The organism is Enterococcus sp. (assembly GCF_032555305.1).
In the GTDB taxonomy this organism is placed as follows: Bacteria; Bacillota; Bacilli; order Lactobacillales; family Enterococcaceae; genus Enterococcus_A.
The window spans coordinates 1-19,130 of record NZ_JAWGOQ010000022.1; the positions used below are offsets into that span (position 1 = coordinate 1).

At 42.1% G+C, this 19,130-nt stretch carries 17 protein-coding genes and 1 riboswitch; all 17 genes read right to left on the minus strand.

What is annotated here, in order from left to right; genetic code table 11:
• Nucleotides 1-1,060 (minus strand): aldehyde dehydrogenase family protein (locus E6139_RS15265; RefSeq protein WP_316403994.1); only part of this gene is annotated, 1,060 nt, incomplete at its 3' end.
• A complete protein-coding gene (locus E6139_RS15270; protein WP_316403995.1) occupies nucleotides 1,051-1,632 on the minus strand; it encodes a BMC domain-containing protein in 582 nt (193 codons plus the stop codon). The genes E6139_RS15265 and E6139_RS15270, both read right to left, overlap by 10 nt.
• A gap of 14 nt (nucleotides 1,633-1,646) precedes the next feature.
• Nucleotides 1,647-2,300, minus strand: a complete 654-nt coding sequence (gene eutL, locus E6139_RS15275; RefSeq protein WP_316403997.1) for an ethanolamine utilization microcompartment protein EutL — start codon at nucleotides 2,298-2,300, stop codon at nucleotides 1,647-1,649.
• Between the two features lie 17 nt (nucleotides 2,301-2,317).
• On the minus strand, nucleotides 2,318-3,223 hold the full coding sequence (gene eutC, locus E6139_RS15280) for an ethanolamine ammonia-lyase subunit EutC (protein WP_316403998.1): 906 nt from the start codon (nucleotides 3,221-3,223) through the stop codon (nucleotides 2,318-2,320).
• A gap of 15 nt (nucleotides 3,224-3,238) precedes the next feature.
• Nucleotides 3,239-4,603 carry an ethanolamine ammonia-lyase subunit EutB gene (locus E6139_RS15285; protein ID WP_316403999.1) on the minus strand — a complete coding sequence of 455 codons (1,365 nt, stop codon included), beginning with the start codon at nucleotides 4,601-4,603 and terminating at the stop codon, nucleotides 3,239-3,241.
• 16 nt (nucleotides 4,604-4,619) lie between these two features.
• On the minus strand, nucleotides 4,620-6,035 hold the full coding sequence (gene eutA, locus E6139_RS15290) for an ethanolamine ammonia-lyase reactivating factor EutA (RefSeq protein ID WP_316404101.1): 1,416 nt from the start codon (nucleotides 6,033-6,035) through the stop codon (nucleotides 4,620-4,622).
• Nucleotides 6,036-6,135: 100 nt separating this feature from the next.
• Nucleotides 6,136-7,569 carry a sensor histidine kinase gene (locus tag E6139_RS15295; RefSeq protein WP_253295874.1) on the minus strand — a complete coding sequence of 478 codons (1,434 nt, stop codon included), beginning with the start codon at nucleotides 7,567-7,569 and terminating at the stop codon, nucleotides 6,136-6,138.
• Nucleotides 7,562-8,134 carry an ANTAR domain-containing response regulator gene (locus E6139_RS15300; protein ID WP_016180218.1) on the minus strand — a complete coding sequence of 191 codons (573 nt, stop codon included), beginning with the start codon at nucleotides 8,132-8,134 and terminating at the stop codon, nucleotides 7,562-7,564. The genes E6139_RS15295 and E6139_RS15300 overlap by 8 nt, the downstream gene beginning before the upstream one ends.
• 297 nt (nucleotides 8,135-8,431) lie before the next feature.
• On the minus strand, nucleotides 8,432-9,559 hold the full coding sequence (locus E6139_RS15305) for a 1-propanol dehydrogenase PduQ (protein ID WP_316404002.1): 1,128 nt from the start codon (nucleotides 9,557-9,559) through the stop codon (nucleotides 8,432-8,434).
• A 274-nt stretch (nucleotides 9,560-9,833) separates the two neighbouring features.
• Nucleotides 9,834-9,983, minus strand: a riboswitch (adenosylcobalamin (AdoCbl) riboswitch).
• Nucleotides 9,984-10,026: 43 nt separating this feature from the next.
• Complete coding sequence (locus tag E6139_RS15310) at nucleotides 10,027-10,602, minus strand: cob(I)yrinic acid a,c-diamide adenosyltransferase (RefSeq protein WP_216407335.1); 576 nt, start codon at nucleotides 10,600-10,602, stop codon at nucleotides 10,027-10,029.
• 24 nt (nucleotides 10,603-10,626) lie between these two features.
• The gene (locus E6139_RS15315) at nucleotides 10,627-11,538 is read right to left on the minus strand and encodes a helix-turn-helix domain-containing protein (protein ID WP_316404005.1); all 912 of its coding nucleotides are present in this window, start codon (nucleotides 11,536-11,538) and stop codon (nucleotides 10,627-10,629) included.
• A gap of 245 nt (nucleotides 11,539-11,783) precedes the next feature.
• Nucleotides 11,784-12,410 carry an orotate phosphoribosyltransferase gene (gene pyrE, locus E6139_RS15320; protein WP_316404007.1) on the minus strand — a complete coding sequence of 209 codons (627 nt, stop codon included), beginning with the start codon at nucleotides 12,408-12,410 and terminating at the stop codon, nucleotides 11,784-11,786.
• Nucleotides 12,411-13,127 carry an orotidine-5'-phosphate decarboxylase gene (pyrF, locus tag E6139_RS15325; RefSeq protein ID WP_316404008.1) on the minus strand — a complete coding sequence of 239 codons (717 nt, stop codon included), beginning with the start codon at nucleotides 13,125-13,127 and terminating at the stop codon, nucleotides 12,411-12,413. It abuts the gene before it with no gap.
• Entirely contained in the window at nucleotides 13,127-14,044 is a 918-nt protein-coding gene (locus E6139_RS15330) for a dihydroorotate dehydrogenase (protein ID WP_316404010.1), read from the minus strand. Before E6139_RS15330 ends, pyrF begins: the two co-directional genes overlap by 1 nt.
• Nucleotides 14,044-14,832 carry a dihydroorotate dehydrogenase electron transfer subunit gene (locus E6139_RS15335; protein ID WP_410470546.1) on the minus strand — a complete coding sequence of 263 codons (789 nt, stop codon included), beginning with the start codon at nucleotides 14,830-14,832 and terminating at the stop codon, nucleotides 14,044-14,046. The genes E6139_RS15330 and E6139_RS15335 overlap by 1 nt, the downstream gene beginning before the upstream one ends.
• A 33-nt stretch (nucleotides 14,833-14,865) precedes the next feature.
• On the minus strand, nucleotides 14,866-18,048 hold the full coding sequence (carB, locus tag E6139_RS15340) for a carbamoyl-phosphate synthase large subunit (RefSeq protein ID WP_316404012.1): 3,183 nt from the start codon (nucleotides 18,046-18,048) through the stop codon (nucleotides 14,866-14,868).
• On the minus strand, nucleotides 18,049-19,128 hold the full coding sequence (locus E6139_RS15345) for a carbamoyl phosphate synthase small subunit (protein WP_016180209.1): 1,080 nt from the start codon (nucleotides 19,126-19,128) through the stop codon (nucleotides 18,049-18,051).
• Nucleotides 19,129-19,130: the final 2 nt, after the last annotated feature.

Below are 19,130 nucleotides of genomic sequence, written 5' to 3' on the forward strand. Positions count from 1 at the left end.
TTTCAACGGTGTAAAAAGCGATGATCGGTGCTAATTTTTCTCTAGAGTATGGATATTTTGGTCCGACATGTTTTTCGTTGGCTACGATTAAGCGGCAGCTCTTCGGAATAGTCAAACCTGAAAGCTCAGCGATATGCTGAACAGATTTTCCGACTATTTGCGGATTCATTGTTCCATTTGGTCGTAGAATAAATTTGGCTAGCTTTGCCGCTTCTTCCTCAGATAGAAAATGTGCTCCCTGTTGGACTAATTCAGCTCGAACCTCTTTTTCATTGGCCCTCTCCACAATAATCGACTGTTCAGACGCACAAATTGTTCCGTTGTCGAAGGTTTTTGAATCCATAATTCGCTTGACTGCTAGCTTGATATCAGCGCTGCGTTCGATATAGGCTGGTCCATTTCCAGGCCCAACCCCAATTGCTGGTGTGCCAGAAGAATAGGCCGCTTTCACCATGGCGTTCCCACCGGTTGCCAGAATCAAATTTGTGTCTTTATTGACCATAAGTTCATGGGTTCCTTCCATGGTAGGCATGGTCATGGCGGATACACAGGCTTTCGGAACACCTTCGTTTTCTAAAACTGTTTGGATGATTTTAACTGTCTCTATGATGCAGCCTAACGCATTAGGATGTGGTGAAAAAATAATACTATTGGCTGCCTTAAGAGCAATCAGTGCTTTATAGATCACGGTTGATGTAGGGTTGGTTGAAGGAATCAAACCGGCAATCACGCCTACTGGTACAGCTATTTCTGTGATTCTGTTTTCCACATCTTCTTTAATCACGCCAACCGTTCTCAGATCCTTGATATATTCATAAACTGATTTTGAGGCAAAGCTATTTTTGATCACTTTATCCTGCCAAATGCCAAAACCAGTTTCCTGATTAGCCATTTTCGCTAGTTTTTCCCGTTGGTTATAGGTTTCTTCAGAAATAGCCTGACAGATACGAGCAATTTGTTGCTGTGACAAGCCCGCTAGTATTTTTTGTGCTTTTTTGGCTTCGTGGATCAAATTTCTAACTTCTTGAATCGATTGTAAATCTTTGTCGATTAATCCCAATCACTTTCACTCCCCTCGGATTCAATTAAAATAGCCTTGATTAAGCTTTCTTTTGTTGCAAATTTTATTTCCTTTTTGGTCAGTGATCGAAGATTCATTTTATAGGCGATCGTTCGCAACTCGGTAACTTTTTTATCTGATAATTTTTTCTTCAATCCTTTATCTTCAGCATTTTCGCGGATAATAGGCCGGTCGGGAATCTTTTCTTCTATAGTGGTTGCTTCAGTAGTTTCTTCCTCATTCATTTCTTGATGAGTTGTTTCTTCTGGTATTTCTTCACTAATCTCATGAGAAGTTGTTTGTTCTGGTTGCCTCATCAAAGCCTTGGTTTGCTCATCTAAACGAGCAATTACATGACTAGACAGAAGGCAATTTAAAGTTTTTGCCATTTGTGTCGCCGCCTCTACCGCTGCATTTACCGCCGCTACATCGCCAGTTAATTGAATGGTCGTTATACCGCCTCGAATGACTTCCGCGTTATTCAACGTTACATTGGCCGCCTTGAGTGCTGTATCGGCAACACTAACTGCTCCTAAATATCCACGGACTTCAATCATTCCTAGTGCTGTCATCTTGTATCACATCCTTAATAATCCTTGGGATCGGCTGCTACATTTTGAACGGTTTGGGCGAAGGCGTTGCAGGCTGCTTTACAAGCTGATTGCGTACCAGATAACAAGGCGCCGCCGAAATTGGTTTCTGACGGTGGTCCATAAAAGACGCCCATTTTTACATCAGCTGCTTTAAGAGCTGCGTCTAAACCTAGCATCGCTTCTAGTGGCGGCGCGATCAAGTAAGCGATCGCTTCTCCTTCAGTGACATTGGCTTCTTTGGATAGAAAACGGCCAGAACGTGAAATCACATGAGCAAAGTAAGGAATGCTATCATCATCATTGGCACTGATAAAGCTTGCCTCATTTTCGATGACTTGAATAGCGATGGCTAAGCCACTGCTCACTTCTGCTGGACTGGGACCAGCTAAGATCCCGATCACTTCACCCGCTAATTTTGTTGAAGCATTTCCAGCTCCTCCGTACATACTTTTAGCATAAACAACTTCGACCTCGGCTGCCTTCGTGGCTTCATCCAGTGCGACATAAGTCACATCATCGCAATCAGAAGTAATGATACCAAATGATTTCATTCCTTTTGGCAGGTCAAACTGTTTTGCCAAGTCCTCATCAGCATTGGCGATCATTTTTACACTTAGGACGGTTGCTCCTAAACGATCATTTCTCATTTTTTTCCCTCCTTCGGCTATTCCGCTTCCTTCAAATCAATTCCTGATTTCTTTTTCTGCAACATTTTATGGATCAGCTCGACAATATAAGCTCCCGCTTCAACAGCAGGAGTCCCGCCTTTATGAATATTGGAAATCACTGTTCGGCGCGCTTCTGGCATTCCAACTGTCGGACGATAAGCGATATAGGCACTCATGGATTCCGCAGTTACCAAACCTGGCCGCTCTCCAACCAGCAAGCAAACTACTTCTGCATCGGTTAATTCCGCAATTTTATCCATCGCAGGAACTCGGCAGTATTTAACAAATAGTACTTGGTCAAAATCCAGATCATACATTTTCAAGCCTTGTTTAATAGACGGGAGAATTTCTCTAACATTTGCTTCTATTGCCGCTGAGCTAAGTCCATCACCAACGACAATTTGTAATTTAGCACCTTTTTGGCACTTGTCTTTGATTATTTCACAGTTGGTTTCATCGAAAACTCGACCATAATCTGGTCTGGTTAAATACTCATCTTTACTTTGGCAAATGGTTTGAGTTGGAATTAAGTTCAACTCTTTAATTAATTCCTCTGAAACATCTGAAAACACTGCATCTTGTGCGGCAGCATGATCTGCTCGAAAGCGCAAGACGGATTGAGTCATATAACGTTGTCCCGCACGACCGACGCCGATGCGTGCCGGCGTAAAGGATTTCATTTTCAAATAGCCATCCGCATCATTTGGTTCAGTCACTAACAGTTGTTTTCTTAAATCGACTTCCGTAATGTCCGCGATACTACAGTTCTCATCGACGTTTTCGGATACTTTATCATTGGCTGCTTCTATAACATTTTTAGTTGCTACTGCCGTATTGCCTTGCTGATCCACTAAATCGGTTAAAATTGATTCCACCATTTTCTTGATATCTTGTTCGTTCATTTTCTTCACCCTCTCTTATTTAAGAAATAATGAGGCATCGCCAGCTCGTTGAGTCAGCTTGCCATTTTCTATAATGCCCATTTTTTCCAACCATTCTTCAAACTCCTTGATTGGTCTTAAATTGAACATTTCACGTATCGTCGCTGTTTCATGGAAGCCGGTGGTTTGGTAATTCAGCATGACATCATCACCATGGGGAATGCCCATGATATACGTACAGCCTGCTGCAGCCAGTAGGACGGTAAGATTTTCCATGTCATTCTGATCGGCTTTCATGTGGTTGGTGTAGCAGACATCACAGCCCATTGAGATGCCCGTTAGTTTCCCCATAAAGTGATCTTCAAGACCGGCTCGAATAACCTGTTTGGAGTCATAAAGATACTCTGGCCCAATAAAGCCTACAACGGTGTTAACAATAAAAGGGTCATATTTTTTAGCAAAACCGTAACAGCGAGCTTCCATCGTAACCTGATCTGCTCCGAAATTAGCTTCTGAGGAAAGTTCAGAACCTTGTCCTGTTTCAAAATACATCACGTTTGGCCCTACCGCTTGTCCCTGTTGTAAAACTAAATCTCGTGCCTCTTGAATTAAACCGCCGCTGATTCCAAAGGCCGTGTTGCCCTTTTCTGAACCAGCAATTGATTGGAAGACTAGTCCTGTTGGAGCCCCTTGGCGAATCGCCTCCATTTGCGTCGTTACATGGGCGAGCACACAGGTCTGTGTCGGAATGTCCCATTCGCTTCTGAATTCTTCAAACTTATTTAGGATTCGCACGACACTTTCAGTTGAATCATCTACGGGATTTAGACCGATAACGGCATCACCAACACCGTATGACAAACCTTCCATGACCGATGCCATGATTCCATCCACATTATCAGTAGGATGATTCGGTTGCAGACGAGCGGAAAATGTTCCTGTTTTTCCGATGGTGGTATTCGCAGTCTTTTGGATTTTGATCTTCTTAGCACCAACAATCAAATCCATATTCGACATTAATTTACAAACCGCTGCTATCATTTCAGCTGTCAAGCCTCTGGATATTCGTTTAATCTCAAAATCGCCTGTCTTGTCAGACAGAATCCATTCCCTAAGCTCCTCCATGGTCCAGTGTTTAATTGAATCAAAAATCTTAAGATTGACTTGATCAACGATAATTCTCGTTACCTCATCTTCATCGTAATCAACTACTGGATGATTAAATAAATCCTCTAAAGTTAATTGCGCAAGGACTACTTTAGCGGCAATTCGTTCCTCGGAGCTCTCAGCCGCTACTCCTGCCAGCTTATCGCCGGATTTTTCTTCATTGGCTTTGGCGAGAACTTCCTTGACGCTTCGAAACTGATAAGTCTTACCAAAAAGCATGGTTTTCAAAATCATTTCTATTTCACTCCTTTTAATTAAATACTAGTGTTTTAACAATCACTGGCAGAACGGCTCCGCCAGCCACTGGTTTTCCAATATCAATATAATCGCCGTTTTCAACTAAGATTGAATCCAGACAGACAAAGGGATAATTCCTTGGCAGCTGGGCAAAGAGACTATGCCCTAAAGCTTTAGCCATATCTTCTTTGACAAGTACAATCAAGGGGGATTTTTCATCAATCAATGGTTTCAGTCCTTTAACAATTCCGGCTGCGTATCTTTGAATGTCGATAAAACTGGGGTTTTTTTTCCCTTCAATAGCTAGAACGATTTGCGACAAATCGTCTTCCAACCGATGCCAATTCAGCTTTTCCTTAATTTGAAACGCCATTTGTTCTGTATCTTGTGTCTCATCCTTTTTTGAAAGCTTCAGAATCGGTAAATTTTTTAATGGCAATAACTTTTCTGTATAAGAAATGGTACTTCCGCTCACCTCAGCAGTATGAGAACCAGCTCCGACGACCGTTGCTCGAATCGTTTCTTCGGAAGGCAGGACCTCCAGCTCTGAAAATAATCTGGATTCTTTTAATTGCTGGCCTAGTAATAAACCGATATCTCCGTATTTGAAGCAATCCTTTTCCTGACTTTCAAGACAATCTGCGACTCCGCCTGAAAATGTTAGAGAGGTAAGATCGTAATCCAGCTTTAATCCATGGTTGGTCATCAGCAAATCATAATAGACACTTTTTTCTCCTATTCCCACGCTGTTTTCAAGAACGGTTACTAACTCTGCAACAATCTTTTGGAGCTCTTGCTTTTCCGCTGCTTTCCCCTCTTCTATCAAAAGCTTTTGTTCTTTGATAATTTGTTTGAGCTTTGGTGAGATATATTGGATGGTCTGTGTTTTTGAATCTATTTTGATTAAGCGACCGCCAATATCAAAGCAAGCTGTATCTAACGTATCTCCGTCTCTAAAGGCTGCTAAATTTGTGGTTCCTCCACCAATATCTAAGTTGACAATGGTTCCTTTGTACTGCTTCGATAACTTCTCCGTTCCTGCCCCTTTTCCTGCAATAATGCTTTCCAAATCCGGTCCAGCAGTGGCTACTACGAAGTCCCCGGCGTAACCGCTGAGTGCCTTCAACACTTTACTAGCATTTGTCTTCCTCGCCGTCTCACCTGTAATAATTACAGCACCCATTTGAATATCGCCTTTTTCGATTTCGGCCTGTTTATATTGTTCGGTCACGAATCGTTTGATGGGTTCATCATCGATTTCCTTTTGATTCATCAGAGGTGTAAAAATAATCTCACTACGATAAATGACTTTCTTCTCAGAAATCGTAATTCTGGGAACTGAGAAGGCAGATGCGTAATTTTCGATTGTCAGCTCCGACAAGACTAGCTGCGTAGTTGATGTTCCTAAGTCGATGCCAACGGTTAACATTTTTTCTTTTCCCAAAACCTACCCTCCTGTCAAAACATAAAAAAGACGCTTAAAAAAGAGAAAATTTCTTTCCACTTTCTTAAGCGTCTTTGCTTAATTTTTAAACAACGTCAATGTTGTCATTTTCAAAGGTGAAACAGACTTTTGTACCGTTTCTCCCCGATTCAATTTTTATCTTGCCTTTTAATTTATCCTTTACATAGCTTGTGATGATCATTAGGCCGAGACTGTCGCCGTGATCCGCCTTTGGATCGAAGCCTTTCCCATTATCCTCGACTGTGATGGAGATTAAACTCTTCTCCTTTATTCCAGTAATTGTTACTTGCCCCGATTGATTTGGTTCAAAAGCATGATCGAATACATTTTGCAGCAATTCATTCACGATCAAAGAGATGGTGACCATTTCATCACTTAGAACCTGAATCTCTTGGTCGATGTCTAAAGTCAAATCAATTTCTCGCTCTGACGAACTTTGGATGATATGGCGGAAATTGAAAACAACTGCCTCCAGGGTTTGATACAGCGAAACTTGATCTTCAACCTGCTTAGAAAGTAATTCGTGAGAAGCCGCAATGGCCATAATCCTTGAAACGCTCTCCCGAAGAATTTTTTTGGCTTCTGAACTGCTAGTTCTTCTTTCTTGAATCCTTAATAAAGAGACGATCGACTGTAAATTATTCTTTACACGATGATGGATTTCTCTGATAACAACCGATTTGGAAATGATCTCTGCCTCTTTGCTTTTGACATCGGTATTATCTTGGATAATGACTAGTAATTTTCCACCTTTTTCCACCCAGATCTTCTTAATGATAAAATAATAGCTCAGATAAGCTGTTTCGTTTTCAATCGGTTGATTGGAATCTTGTCGACCGATTTGATACATGATGTAGTCAAAGGTCGTATAATCAAGAGTTAAATTGTCATAATGCATATTCTTGATTCGGTCTTTGTAGCCCAATCTACGATATAGGTTTTTCGCTTCTTTATTGCTAGAGATCAAAAATCCATACTTATCATAAACGAGGATTGCCTCGGGCAGTTGATTGACAAAGGATTGGTCTAAGTGACTTAGAGTCTCTGATGACGGAAGCTTATCGGAAAGTCGCTCATTGCTTTCTTTTTTATCGTCTTCGGTCACACCTTTTTCCAGAATGATCACGCCGATCGTCTTTCCGTTATTTTTGATTGGAAAAACCGATTGCTGAATCAAAATATTTTCCTGGCTAACGGCCATGAGCTTCACCGAATTTAGACCCGTTTCTAAGGTTCTTAATGCTCCCGGTTCATTTTTTAACAGTGCATCTTCGCCGACAATATCGCGTTTGTATAAGGATTCTTTGGTCTTTGGACGCTTGTGATAAATCACCAACGCTTCCTTTTTCATTTCGTTATAAACATCGATGAACACATCGATGTCTTCGTAATGAGGATTTTTTTCAACTTGCTGAGCTGAATGAAGCAATGCTTCTATGTCGTCAGGGGAAAGTGAGGTATACTCCTGACAAAGTTGGATCATTCCAGCATTACTCATCGTTTATCACGATCAATTCAGCAATTTCACTCATTGGACAACGCTTGTCCATGCTTAACTTACGAATCGTTTGGTAGGCCTCGGCTTCGGATAAGCCATTTTCTTTACTCAAAATGCCTTTTGCTTTTTCAATGATTTTTCTTTCATCTAGTTTTGTCTTTAATTTTTCAACCTGCTTGATTAAATCTTGAGTTTCCTTACCACGAGCAATACTCATTTCCAACGTTGGGATCAATGATTTTTCATCTAAGGGTTTTACCAGATAGCCGATTGCACCAAGGTTCTTTGCTTTTGTCGTATTTTCTACATCACTGTAGGCTGATAGGAACACAATGCTACTGGCTGTATTGTCCTGAATAATTTTCTTTCCTGCTTTTAGTCCATCCAAAACGGGCATTTGAATATCCATTAGAACAACATCTGGGCGCGTTTTTTTACAAATCTCTATGACCTCAAAACCATCTGCTGCTTCGCCAACGACTTCGTAGCCCGCTCCTTGTAAAATATCGCGAATATCAAATCTTGTAATTGGCTCATCATCGACTATTACAACTCTTCCATTCATCCCTTCACATCCTTACACTTTTTCAAGAATCCGCCTACTTTATTTTGTAGTAAAAATAATCTCTAGTGATCGATCTAACAAACCTCATTAAAAAGTACGCGAAAATTCTTATTGTACTTCAACAAGTGCTCCTCATAGGAGATAAAAAGCAAATAAAGTAGACATAAAAAGCTCCCAAATAAAAAACAATAACAAAATGTCTGTTTTCTATCAAGGAGCGTCATTGCTCTTAAATTTTGGGAGCACCTCGTTGTGCTAGTTCGATTATAGGGTAGTTTGAAAGGGCTGTCAATGCTTTTATAAAATCTCTTGAATGATCGTTTCGATGTCTTGGATAGACGGCACAACAGGATTTGTTTTTGTACAGGCATCATTTATTGCAGCTTCAGAAATTGCTGGTATTGCTTGTTCAACTTCTCTCTTGTTAATGCCAAATTCTGAGAGTGTTGCTGGCATTTTCAAGCTGTTCCGCAACTGAATAATTTGACGAATCAGCGTGTTCACACCCATACGCGGATTATTTGTTGATGCACCTAAGCATTTAGCTAGTTTTAAATATTTCACTGCTGCCTTATTTTGGAGATGTCCTACCTCATTTAAATCCGCATTGAACTGAATTACACTAGGTAATAAAATCCCGTTGATTCGACCATGAGGAATGTGTAAGCGAGCCCCCGCGGCGTGAGCAATCCCGTGATTGATTCCTAATGATGTTTGATTAAAGGCGATACCAGCCAAACAAGATGCAAGATGCATCATTTCTCTTGCCTGTCGATCCTCGCCATTTTGGTAGGCCCTTTCCAAATAAGCAAAAACAAGTTTGATGGCTTTTTCACAATAAGCATCGGATAAAACAGTGGCCTTGATCGAGACATAGGATTCGAGGATATGAGTTAAGACATCCATTCCTGTATCCGCAGTGATTGCAGGTGGGACTCCCATGACTAAGTTCGTATCTAAAATGGCGATATCCGGCTGAATTTCATCAGTAACTAGAGGAAATTTCGTTCCTCTTTCAGGAATCGTGATGATTGAAAAATTTGTTACCTCTGACCCCGTTCCGCTTGTCGTAGGGATAGCAATTAATTGATCGATCTTATTGGTTAAGATTCGATTGGTGAAATATTTCATTGCTTTTGCTGCATCAATTGCTGATCCTCCGCCAATGACCAGTATAATGTCTGCTTGAAAATCAACGATTTGCTTCACTCCACTGACAATCTTTTCAACTGGCGGATCTGGGACGATATCACTAAATATTAAATAGTCGTTTTGATCAATGTGGCGAACGATGTCATTAATCTCGCCATTTTCGATCAAAAAGGGATCTGCTACTAAAAAAATTCGTTTACTTTTTAGCTCCTTAAGCCCTTCAAGGACCTCTGAGCCCAGCCAGATCGTTGTCTTAAAATGAATTTTTTGCATACTATTCCTCCTTAAATAAAAAAGACACTCCAAACAATCATTCATTGTCTGGAGCGTCATTGCTCTGCATCATTACCACCTTGTAAAGACTGGTTATTTAATTGTAAAATCTCAACAAAAGGGAGTCAGCAGTACATCCTTGTACCTGTAATCTCTTTCCGCTTTGAAAGACCAGCCCATCCCCCATTACTGTACAGCAATGTACAATAAAATGGCAAACATAGTTATCTTATTTTGGTTGGGCTGGATCTTTTATCTTAACAAGGGTTTGTAAAGAAAACATCCTGCTTTGCAACGAAACAGCATGCCCGTTAATGAAAAAGTAAAAAGATCTGACTTAAAAGCAAGTTCTGCTCCTCACAGTGGCGGCACCGTACCAGAATTTCACTGGTTTCCATTTATCTTTTTCATAAAATAACTATTATCGACCTACAGATAAAATAGCATAGTTCGTAAGCGAATACAATCTATAAGTCCGTACTTTTAATCTTATGGAAAACTTTTTCACCTCTCTCGTAAAAGATATCTTCTTGCTTCTCCCGCGCATTGATGACTCTAGCCAATGCATAAAAATAATCAGACAAACGGTTAATAAAAATGACGATTTCATTATTTAAAGTAGCTGTCCAGCTTAAAGTAACTATGGATCGCTCTGCTCTTCGGGTGATCGTTCTGGCGACATGTAGCATACTTGCAATTGTTGTTCCACCAGGTAGAATGAAACGTTCAATTTCCGGAGCTTCATCGGTATAGCGATCAATTCGTTCCTCCAGCCAGACAGAACTTCCAGAATACAGACGACCTTCCGTGCTGGCGCTTTCTGGCGTTGCTAAATCTGTTCCAAGATCAAAAAGCATTTGCTGAATTTCTTGCAGCTCCTCTGTGATTTGTTTGTCTTGCGTTTCTGAAATAATGTAACCGATCCATGAATTTAATTCATCGATTGTTCCATAGCTTTCCACCCGATCAGAATCCTTTGCGACCTGAGCGCCCCCAACTAACCTTGTCATACCCTTATCGCCTGTCTTTGTATAGATTCGCATATTCATCTCTCCTTTTGTAAGCTGTTAAACAGTCATCGTTCGTTCCAACGGTAGATATTTTTCGATATTTATTTCTTTACGAAAGCTAGATGGAGATTTTGAAGTGATGTCCCTAAAACTCTTGCAGAAATAGCTTGTTTGTGAAAAGCCGACACGTCGGGCAATGTCATCGATGCTCAAGTTTGAATGACGGAGAAACTCTTTGGCTTTGATTACTCGTTGGTATTTTAAATAGGTTACAAAATTCATCCCTAGTTCCTTTTTAAAAAGCTTGCTGAAATAGTACTGACTTAGATACACCTTGTTTGCGACCTCTTCTAGACAAATTTTTCGATGAAGATTTTTTTCGATATACTTTACTGCATTGATAATTTCTGTTTTTTTAGGAAACGTCTCGATCATTTCATTGGCGTCTCTTAACTGTCCAACATCGATTTTTCGTTTAGGGTTCGATGTGGTTAAGGTACTTTGAGCAAGGTTTACAAACAAGTCAACAACTTTTTCCAATCTTTCTGCTGAAAAATAGGTTTCCGTATTCAATTGATCAGAAAGCATACTAGTCTGATTTTTTTCAAGCAAAGAACGGTTCTGTATCTCTGCCAATCGTCCAATAATGATATATCCGACTAAAATATTGTTGATATAAACTGGCAGCGGAACATGGGTAAAACCTGCATGACATAGATATTTATTTATGCTCCCATTTTTTATAGGACGAATCATCTGATGCATTTGGCAATTTTCACAGGCTGCTTTTTCTTTAGCAGTAGATTTAATCTTTTCACAAAGGCAATGACTTCCAGTAATCACTGATTGTCGATCCCCGTTGATATCAGCAATAAAAAAACAAATACCGACTGCTAGAGAATAATCCCTCATCAAATGAAATAGCTGTGGCTCCTTTTCCTCACTTAGTATGAAATAGCTCTTACTCATGCTCCCATCCCTTTCTAAAAAAGACAAAAAGAGACTTAGTATCAACAGGTTCGTTGATTACTAAGCCTCTTTGCTTACTTAATTAAATCGTCCATGATTTAATTTATTTGATTTTCTAACCGAATTGGATTTTAAGTGAACACTTCACCACGTTGTAAAGTGCTTTCAAGAACTTATCGACATTATATACTAAATACAAATAATCGGCTATACAAAATTCATTAAATAACGAATTTTGTATTTGATTAACTCAACCAGTTCTCAGGATCTTTCCGCCATTTTTTTAACAGCTCAAGCTGCTCCTGATTGATGTAATTTTCTTGTAAGGCACTTTCAATCAAGGTTGAGTAGTTGGTTAAGGTAGCCAAAGGTGTGTTAGCCTCTTCGAAATTCTTCTTACCCTTAGCTAGCTCATAGGTGAAGATTGCTGCAACTCCTAATACATCTGCACCTTCGCGTTTTGCCGCAACAGCAGCTTCTAGCACACTGCCACCAGTAGAGATTAAGTCTTCAATCACAACCATCTTCTGTCCTTCAGTTATCCGGCCTTCGATTTGGTTGCCGCGACCGTGATCTTTGGCCTTACTGCGGATGTAAACCATTGGTAAATCTAGGATTTCTGCTACCCAAGCAGCATGCGGGATACCTGCCGTTGCTGTTCCTGCAATGACTTCTACATTGGGGAATTTTTCCTTGATTTTCGCTGCTAGGCCTTGCGCGATTGCACGGCGTACTTCTGGATAGCTCATGGTTACACGGTTATCACAGTAAATAGGTGATTTGAGTCCGCTTGCCCAAGTAAAAGGCTCGTCGGGACTTAAAGAAACTGCTTCGATTGATAATAGGTCTTTGGCAATTTGTTCTGCGATCATTTATGCTTCACCGTTCCATTCTTTTTTGATTTGTAAGTAACTTTCATAAGGATTTTCAGCTTGCGTGATGGGTCTTCCAACTACGATATAATTTGAGCCAATTTCACGAGCTTTAGCCGGTGTCATTACGCGTTTTTGGTCGCCAACGCTAGCCCCTTGCGGACGAATTCCCGGTGTTAAGCAGATAAAATTATCGTTTGTTGCTTGATGGATTTTTTCTACTTCATGGGCTGAACAAACAACGCCCTCTAATCCAGCTTTTTCTGCACATTTTGCATAATGCAACACGCTTTCTTGCAGACTGACCTCGATTAGCTGATCCTCATGCATTTGTTCTTCGCTGGTAGAGGTTAATTGGGTAACAGCGATTAATTCAGGAATTGTTCGATCCTCTTTTGTTCCTTCAGTCAGACCTTGCTTCGCCGCTTGCATCATTTCCACACCGCCGGCTGCATGGACATTCGTGATTTTCACGCCCATCTTTGCGATCCCCCGCATTGCTTTTTGTACGGTATTAGGAATGTCGTGAAGCTTCAAATCAAGGAAAATATCATGTCCTTGACTACGTAGAAAATTAACGATTGCTGGTCCTTCTTGATAAAAAAGTTCCATCCCGATTTTCACGAATAGTTTTTCACTGATGGGAAAATGGTTTAAAAAGGTTTCAATTTCCTGTTTTGAAGCGAAGTCAAAAGCAATAATCGGTCGATTTTCCATTAGAACCCTCCTCTAATCTCTTGTCTTAGCTGCTCCAAAGATTCGATCCCAAGCTCTGCCATACGGATCGGCAGTTCTTCAATCAATTTTGGACAAATGTATGGATCAGTAAAGTTTGCTGTTCCGACTGCCACTGCACTAGCACCCGCCATAAACATTTCTAAGACATCATCAACGGTTTGCACGCCGCCCATGCCGATAATCGGCAGTTCGCTAATGGCAGCCACCTGGTTGATCAGCCGGATTGCGACTGGTTTGATGGCTGGACCGGATAAGCCGCCGGTTCTATTTGCTAAGATTGGTTGGCGCGTTTTTAAGTCGATCCGCATGCCAAGTAAGGTATTGATCATGGTGAAACCATCCGCTCCACCTTTTTCAATGGCTTTAGCGATCGGTACGATATCAGTCACGTTGGGACTTAATTTGACGTAGACGGGAACAGTGGCAACTTCTTTAACTGCCTTCGTTAATCGATAAGCAACCTCTGGATCGGTCCCAAAAGCGATTCCGCCGTGTTTTACATTGGGGCATGAAATATTTAGTTCGATGGCTTTGACATTTTGTGCGTCACCGATTTTAGCGCAGACTTCAACATAGTCTTCTTCGCAAGCACCTGCCACATTGGCGATGATTGGCAGTTCTTGATACTTTTCTAAACTTGGTAGGATCTCTTCTAGCACGACGTCCATGCCAGGATTTTGCAGACCGATCGCGTTTAGCATCCCGCTTGGTGTTTCCGCTACGCGCGGAGTTGCATTTCCAAAGCGTTCTTTTGGTGTAGTCGCCTTGATCATGATGGCGCCTAATTGATTCAAATCATAGTAATCCGCATACTCCTTGCCAAATCCGAAGCATCCGCTTGCCGGCATAATCGGATTCTTCAGGTCTAATCCGGGTAACTTCACTGCAATACTCATTAAAAGATGACCTCCCCTGCTTGGAAAACGGGCCCGTCTTCACATACTTTGACACTCTTGTTTTCATCCTCAGGTACATGACAGACGCATGCATAGCAGGCGCCCATCCCGCAAGCCATGCGGGATTCTAATGAAAGCTGCACATTGGCGACTTCACTGTACAATTGTTCGACTGTTTTTAAAAGACCGTTATTGCCGCAAGCAAAGACCGCGTCTGGTTGGCGTTCTTCTGCCAGCAATAAATTACCGACATTGCCTTGGATACCGAACGTTCCATCATCTGTTGAAAATTGCGTCTCACCTAATGCTTGGAATTCATCTGCATAATAAACCACTTCCTGTGTCCCAAAGCCTAAGAAATGGATGCCCTTTACCCCTTTTGCCTTAAGTTCTTTTGAAAGCTGGTATAAAGGGGGAACTCCGATCCCACCACCCACGATAAAGGCAGTGTCTCCGGCATTCAAGCTGTCGATCTCAAAGCCATGGCCTAAAGGTCCCATCACATCCAGCTGTTCGCCAGCGGACATTTCAGAAAAATAGCTGGTCCCATCACCTTCGACACGATAAATGATCGTGCAGGTGCCTGCGGATTGATCGTATTGATTAATACTAATGGGACGGCGCAATAATAAATCACTTCTTGGTACGCGAATATGCAAGAACTGTCCCGGCATCGTCATTTCTTTGACTAATTCTCCGGTTAAAACCAGCTCATAGATTCTCGGTGCTAACTCTTGTTGACGAACAATCGTCATCATTTCCTGCTTCATAACGGCCTCCCTATAAATCGCCAGAGTGAAGCATGCTCCACTCTGGATGAATTAAATTTCTTGGATTGAAAATGCACGTGATTCCATGACTCTTAAGATGGCATCCGCTGTGTCTAAGGATGTGAACAATGGCACACCGTGCTCAACTGCTTCGCGGCGAATGATAAAGCCGTCTTCGGATGAGTTTTGGCGATTTTTATCAGTCGTATTGATGACCACTTGCGCTTTGCCCGTGCGAATCAGCTCAATCACATTGTGATCATCTGATTCAGAGATTTTCGCGATTCGTTCCGCACTCAAGCCGTTTTCTTCTAAGAAATTGGCTGTTCCTTCTGTCGCAACTAAACTGTAGCCGACAGCCTTGAAGCGTTTTGCCAAATCTAGTGCTTCATCCTTATTTTCATCAGCTACCGTGAATAGGACTGCGCCGAAATCTGGTAAATGCAAGCCAGACGCTGCGAAGGCTTTATATAGAGCTTTTGCCAAATTACGATCAGTTCCCATGACTTCACCCGTCGATTTCATTTCAGGTCCTAAGTAAGTATCGACCTTTTGCAGCTTCGTGAAGCTGAAGACCGGTGCTTTGACGTGAACCATGTCGCTTTCAGGATAAAGGCCATCTTCATAGCCAAGCTCCTTCAAGCTTTGGCCCAAGATTGCTTTTGTTGCGATCTGCGCCATCGGGATATTCGTGATTTTACTCAAGAATGGCACTGTACGACTCGCACGAGGATTGACCTCGATGACAAAGACTTCATCGTTATGGATGACAAACTGAATGTTCATCATGCCGATGCAGTTCATGCCTAATGCTAACCGGCGTGTGTAATCTTCAATCGTTGCCTTCAACTCATCGGAGAAGGTTTGTGGCGGATAGACCGCCATTGAGTCACCTGAGTGTACCCCTGCGCGTTCGATATGTTCCATAATTCCTGGAATCAAGACGGTTTCACCGTCACAGATGGCATCTACTTCACACTCTTTACCAACCAAATAGCTGTCCACTAAAACAGGATGTTCTGGAGAGGCTTTAACCGCGTGGGCCATATAGTCTTCCAAATCGGATTGGTTTTCAACGATTTCCATCGCCCGTCCGCCTAAGACATAGCTTGGACGAACCAAGACTGGATACCCGATTCTTTCAGCGATCTTGACTGCTTCTTCGGCGCTCGTTGCTGTATCACCTGGCGGTTGCGGAATTGATAGACTTTTCAGCACCTGTTCGAACTGATCACGGTCTTCCGCGCGGTCTAAGTCTTCGATGGTTGTTCCTAAAATTTTAACCCCATTGTTAACTAAAGGCTCAGCAAGATTAATCGCAGTTTGTCCACCGAATTGAACGATGACCCCGATCGGTTGTTCTAACTCGATTACGTTCATCACATCTTCAAGGGTTAACGGCTCGAAGTAGAGCTTATCTGAGATGGAGAAATCAGTCGAAACAGTTTCTGGATTGCTGTTCATAATGATCGCTTCATAACCAGCTGCTTGAATCGCTTTTACCGAGTGAACAGTTGCGTAGTCAAACTCCACTCCCTGTCCGATCCGGATCGGACCTGAACCAAGAACTAGGACAGATTCTTTGTCAGAACGAACACTTTCATTTTCAAATTCGTAAGTGCTGTAAAAATAAGGCGTTTGGGATTCAAATTCTGCCGCACAAGTATCTACCATTTTATAGACTGGAACGATTCTTTCGGCAGTTCGGAATTCCCGCACTTCATTTGCTGTCATATCCCAAAGTTGTGCGATTTTTACATCGGCAAACCCATTTTGTTTGGCTTTCTTCAATAGCTCAACATCTTTTTTGTTTTGAGCTAAAGCTGTTTCTAGTTCAACGATATGAAGCAGCTTATCTAGGAAGAAGAGATCGACTTTGGTCAACTCATTGATTTCTTCGATTGAATACCCGCGACGAATCGCTTCAGTTAGATAGAATAAGCGATCATCTTGTGCCTTGACCATTTTTTCAGTTAATTCATCATCGGTAACCTCGCTTAGTTCTGGTAATTCCGCGTGATAGGTTCCGATTTCTAATGAACGCACGGCCTTCAATAATGATTCTTCGATGTTCCGGCCGATTGCCATGACTTCACCAGTGGCCTTCATTTGTGTGCCTAAGACACGTTCGCCACTTTCGAATTTATCAAAGGGCCAACGCGGAATTTTGGCAACGACATAATCTAGCGCCGGTTCAAATTCTGCATACGTCGTTTCTGTTACTGGATTTTTCATTTCATCCAGCGTCAGGCCTACCGCGATTTTTGCTGCCAGCTTCGCAATTGGATAACCCGTTGCTTTACTTGCTAGAGCGGATGAGCGAGAAACTCGCGGATTTACTTCGATTACATAGTAGTTGAAGCTATGTGGGTCAAGAGCCAGCTGTACATTACAGCCGCCTTCGATTTTCAAGGCGCGGATGATCGATAATGACGCATCCCGCAGCATTTGATATTCGTAGTCAGATAATGTTTGGCTTGGTGCGAAGACGATCGAATCGCCGGTATGAATACCAACAGGGTCAAAGTTTTCCATGTTACAAACCACGATGGCATTATCAGCAGAATCCCGCATCACTTCATATTCGATTTCCTTGAAGCCGGCAATTGATTTTTCAATCAAACATTGAGTAGCTGGCGAAAGCTTCAAGCCGTTTTCAGCGACAGTCCGAAGCTCTTCTTCGTTGTCACACATCCCGCCACCGGTTCCACCAAGTGTAAAGGCCGGACGAACGATGATCGGATAACCGATGGTATTGGCAAAGGCAACCGCTTCTTCAACGGTATTCACGATCTCGGATTCAGGAATTGGTTGGTTCAACTCTTCCATCAATTGCTTAAACAAGTCGCGGTCTTCCGCTTGATCGATCGCTGATAATTTTGTTCCCAGCAATTCAATTTTTAACTCATCTAAAATACCTGAATCTGCTAATTCCATTGCCATGTTCAAGCCAGTTTGCCCGCCTAATGTTGGCAGGATTGCATCTGGCAATTCTTTACGCAGGATACGAGAAACAAATTCGAGCGTGATTGGTTCGATATAAACACTGTCCGCGATTTCTTTGTCGGTCATGATCGTTGCTGGGTTTGAATTCACCAGAACAACTTCATAGCCTTCTTCTTTTAGCGCTAAGCAAGCTTGTGTGCCGGCGTAATCAAATTCCGCGGCTTGTCCGATCACGATAGGTCCAGAACCGATCACCATGATCTTTTTAATATCTGTACGTTTTGGCATTTATGCTTGCTCCTTCCATGCATCCATCATTTCCATAAACTCATCAAATAAATGAACCCCGTCGTGTGGTCCCGGCGCAGCGTCTGGGTGATACTGAACGCTGAAGGCTGGGTAATTCCGGTGACGAACTCCTTCAACCGTGCCGTCATTGACTTCTACGTGGGTAACCATTAATTTTTCTGGATCAATTGTTTTTTCATCCACTGCAAATCCATGATTTTGTGAAGTAAAATCGATGCGACCTGTAGCGATTTCCCGCACCGGATGATTCAATCCACGGTGTCCAAATTTCATTTTATAAGTATCCGCTCCGTTAGCTAATGAGAACAGCTGGTGTCCAAGACAAATCCCGAAGATCGGCACTTTTCCTTGAATTTGCTGAATCATTTCGATTGCCTCTGGCACATCTTTGGGATCTCCAGGACCATTGGTCAACATCACACCATCTGGGCAAAGGTCTAAAATCGTTTGAGCATCTGTGTTATAAGGCATCACAGTCAAATTACATTCGCGACGTGATAATTCTCGCAGAATACTGTGTTTTAGACCGAAGTCGATCACGACCACATTACGGCCTACGCCTGGGCTTGGGTAAGGAGTAACTGTCGAAACTTGTGCAACTTGGTTCGTTGGTAAGACCGTTGCTTTTAGTTGATCAAACGAATGTTCAAACTGATCGGCTGGATCAACAATACTGCCTTTCATGGTTCCAACGCTGCGTAATTTTTTCGTTAATGCGCGGGTATCAATTCCTGAAATTCCGGGAATCCCTTTGCGCTTCAAAAATTCGTCTAGCGTCATTTGGTTGCGCCAGTTGCTAGCTAAGCGGGCGTGTTCTTTTACGATCACGCCTTTACAGGTGGGGGCGATGGATTCATAATCATCGCGGTTCACGCCATAATTTCCAACCATTGGATAGGTGAAGGTAATGATCTGTCCATTGAAGCTTTGGTCCGTAATCGTTTCTTGATAACCGGTCATACTTGTGGTGAAAACCACTTCGCCGACCACATTTGCTTCAGCGCCGAAGCCTTCCCCTTCAAATACTGTGCCATCTTCTAATATTAAAAGTCTTTTCAACG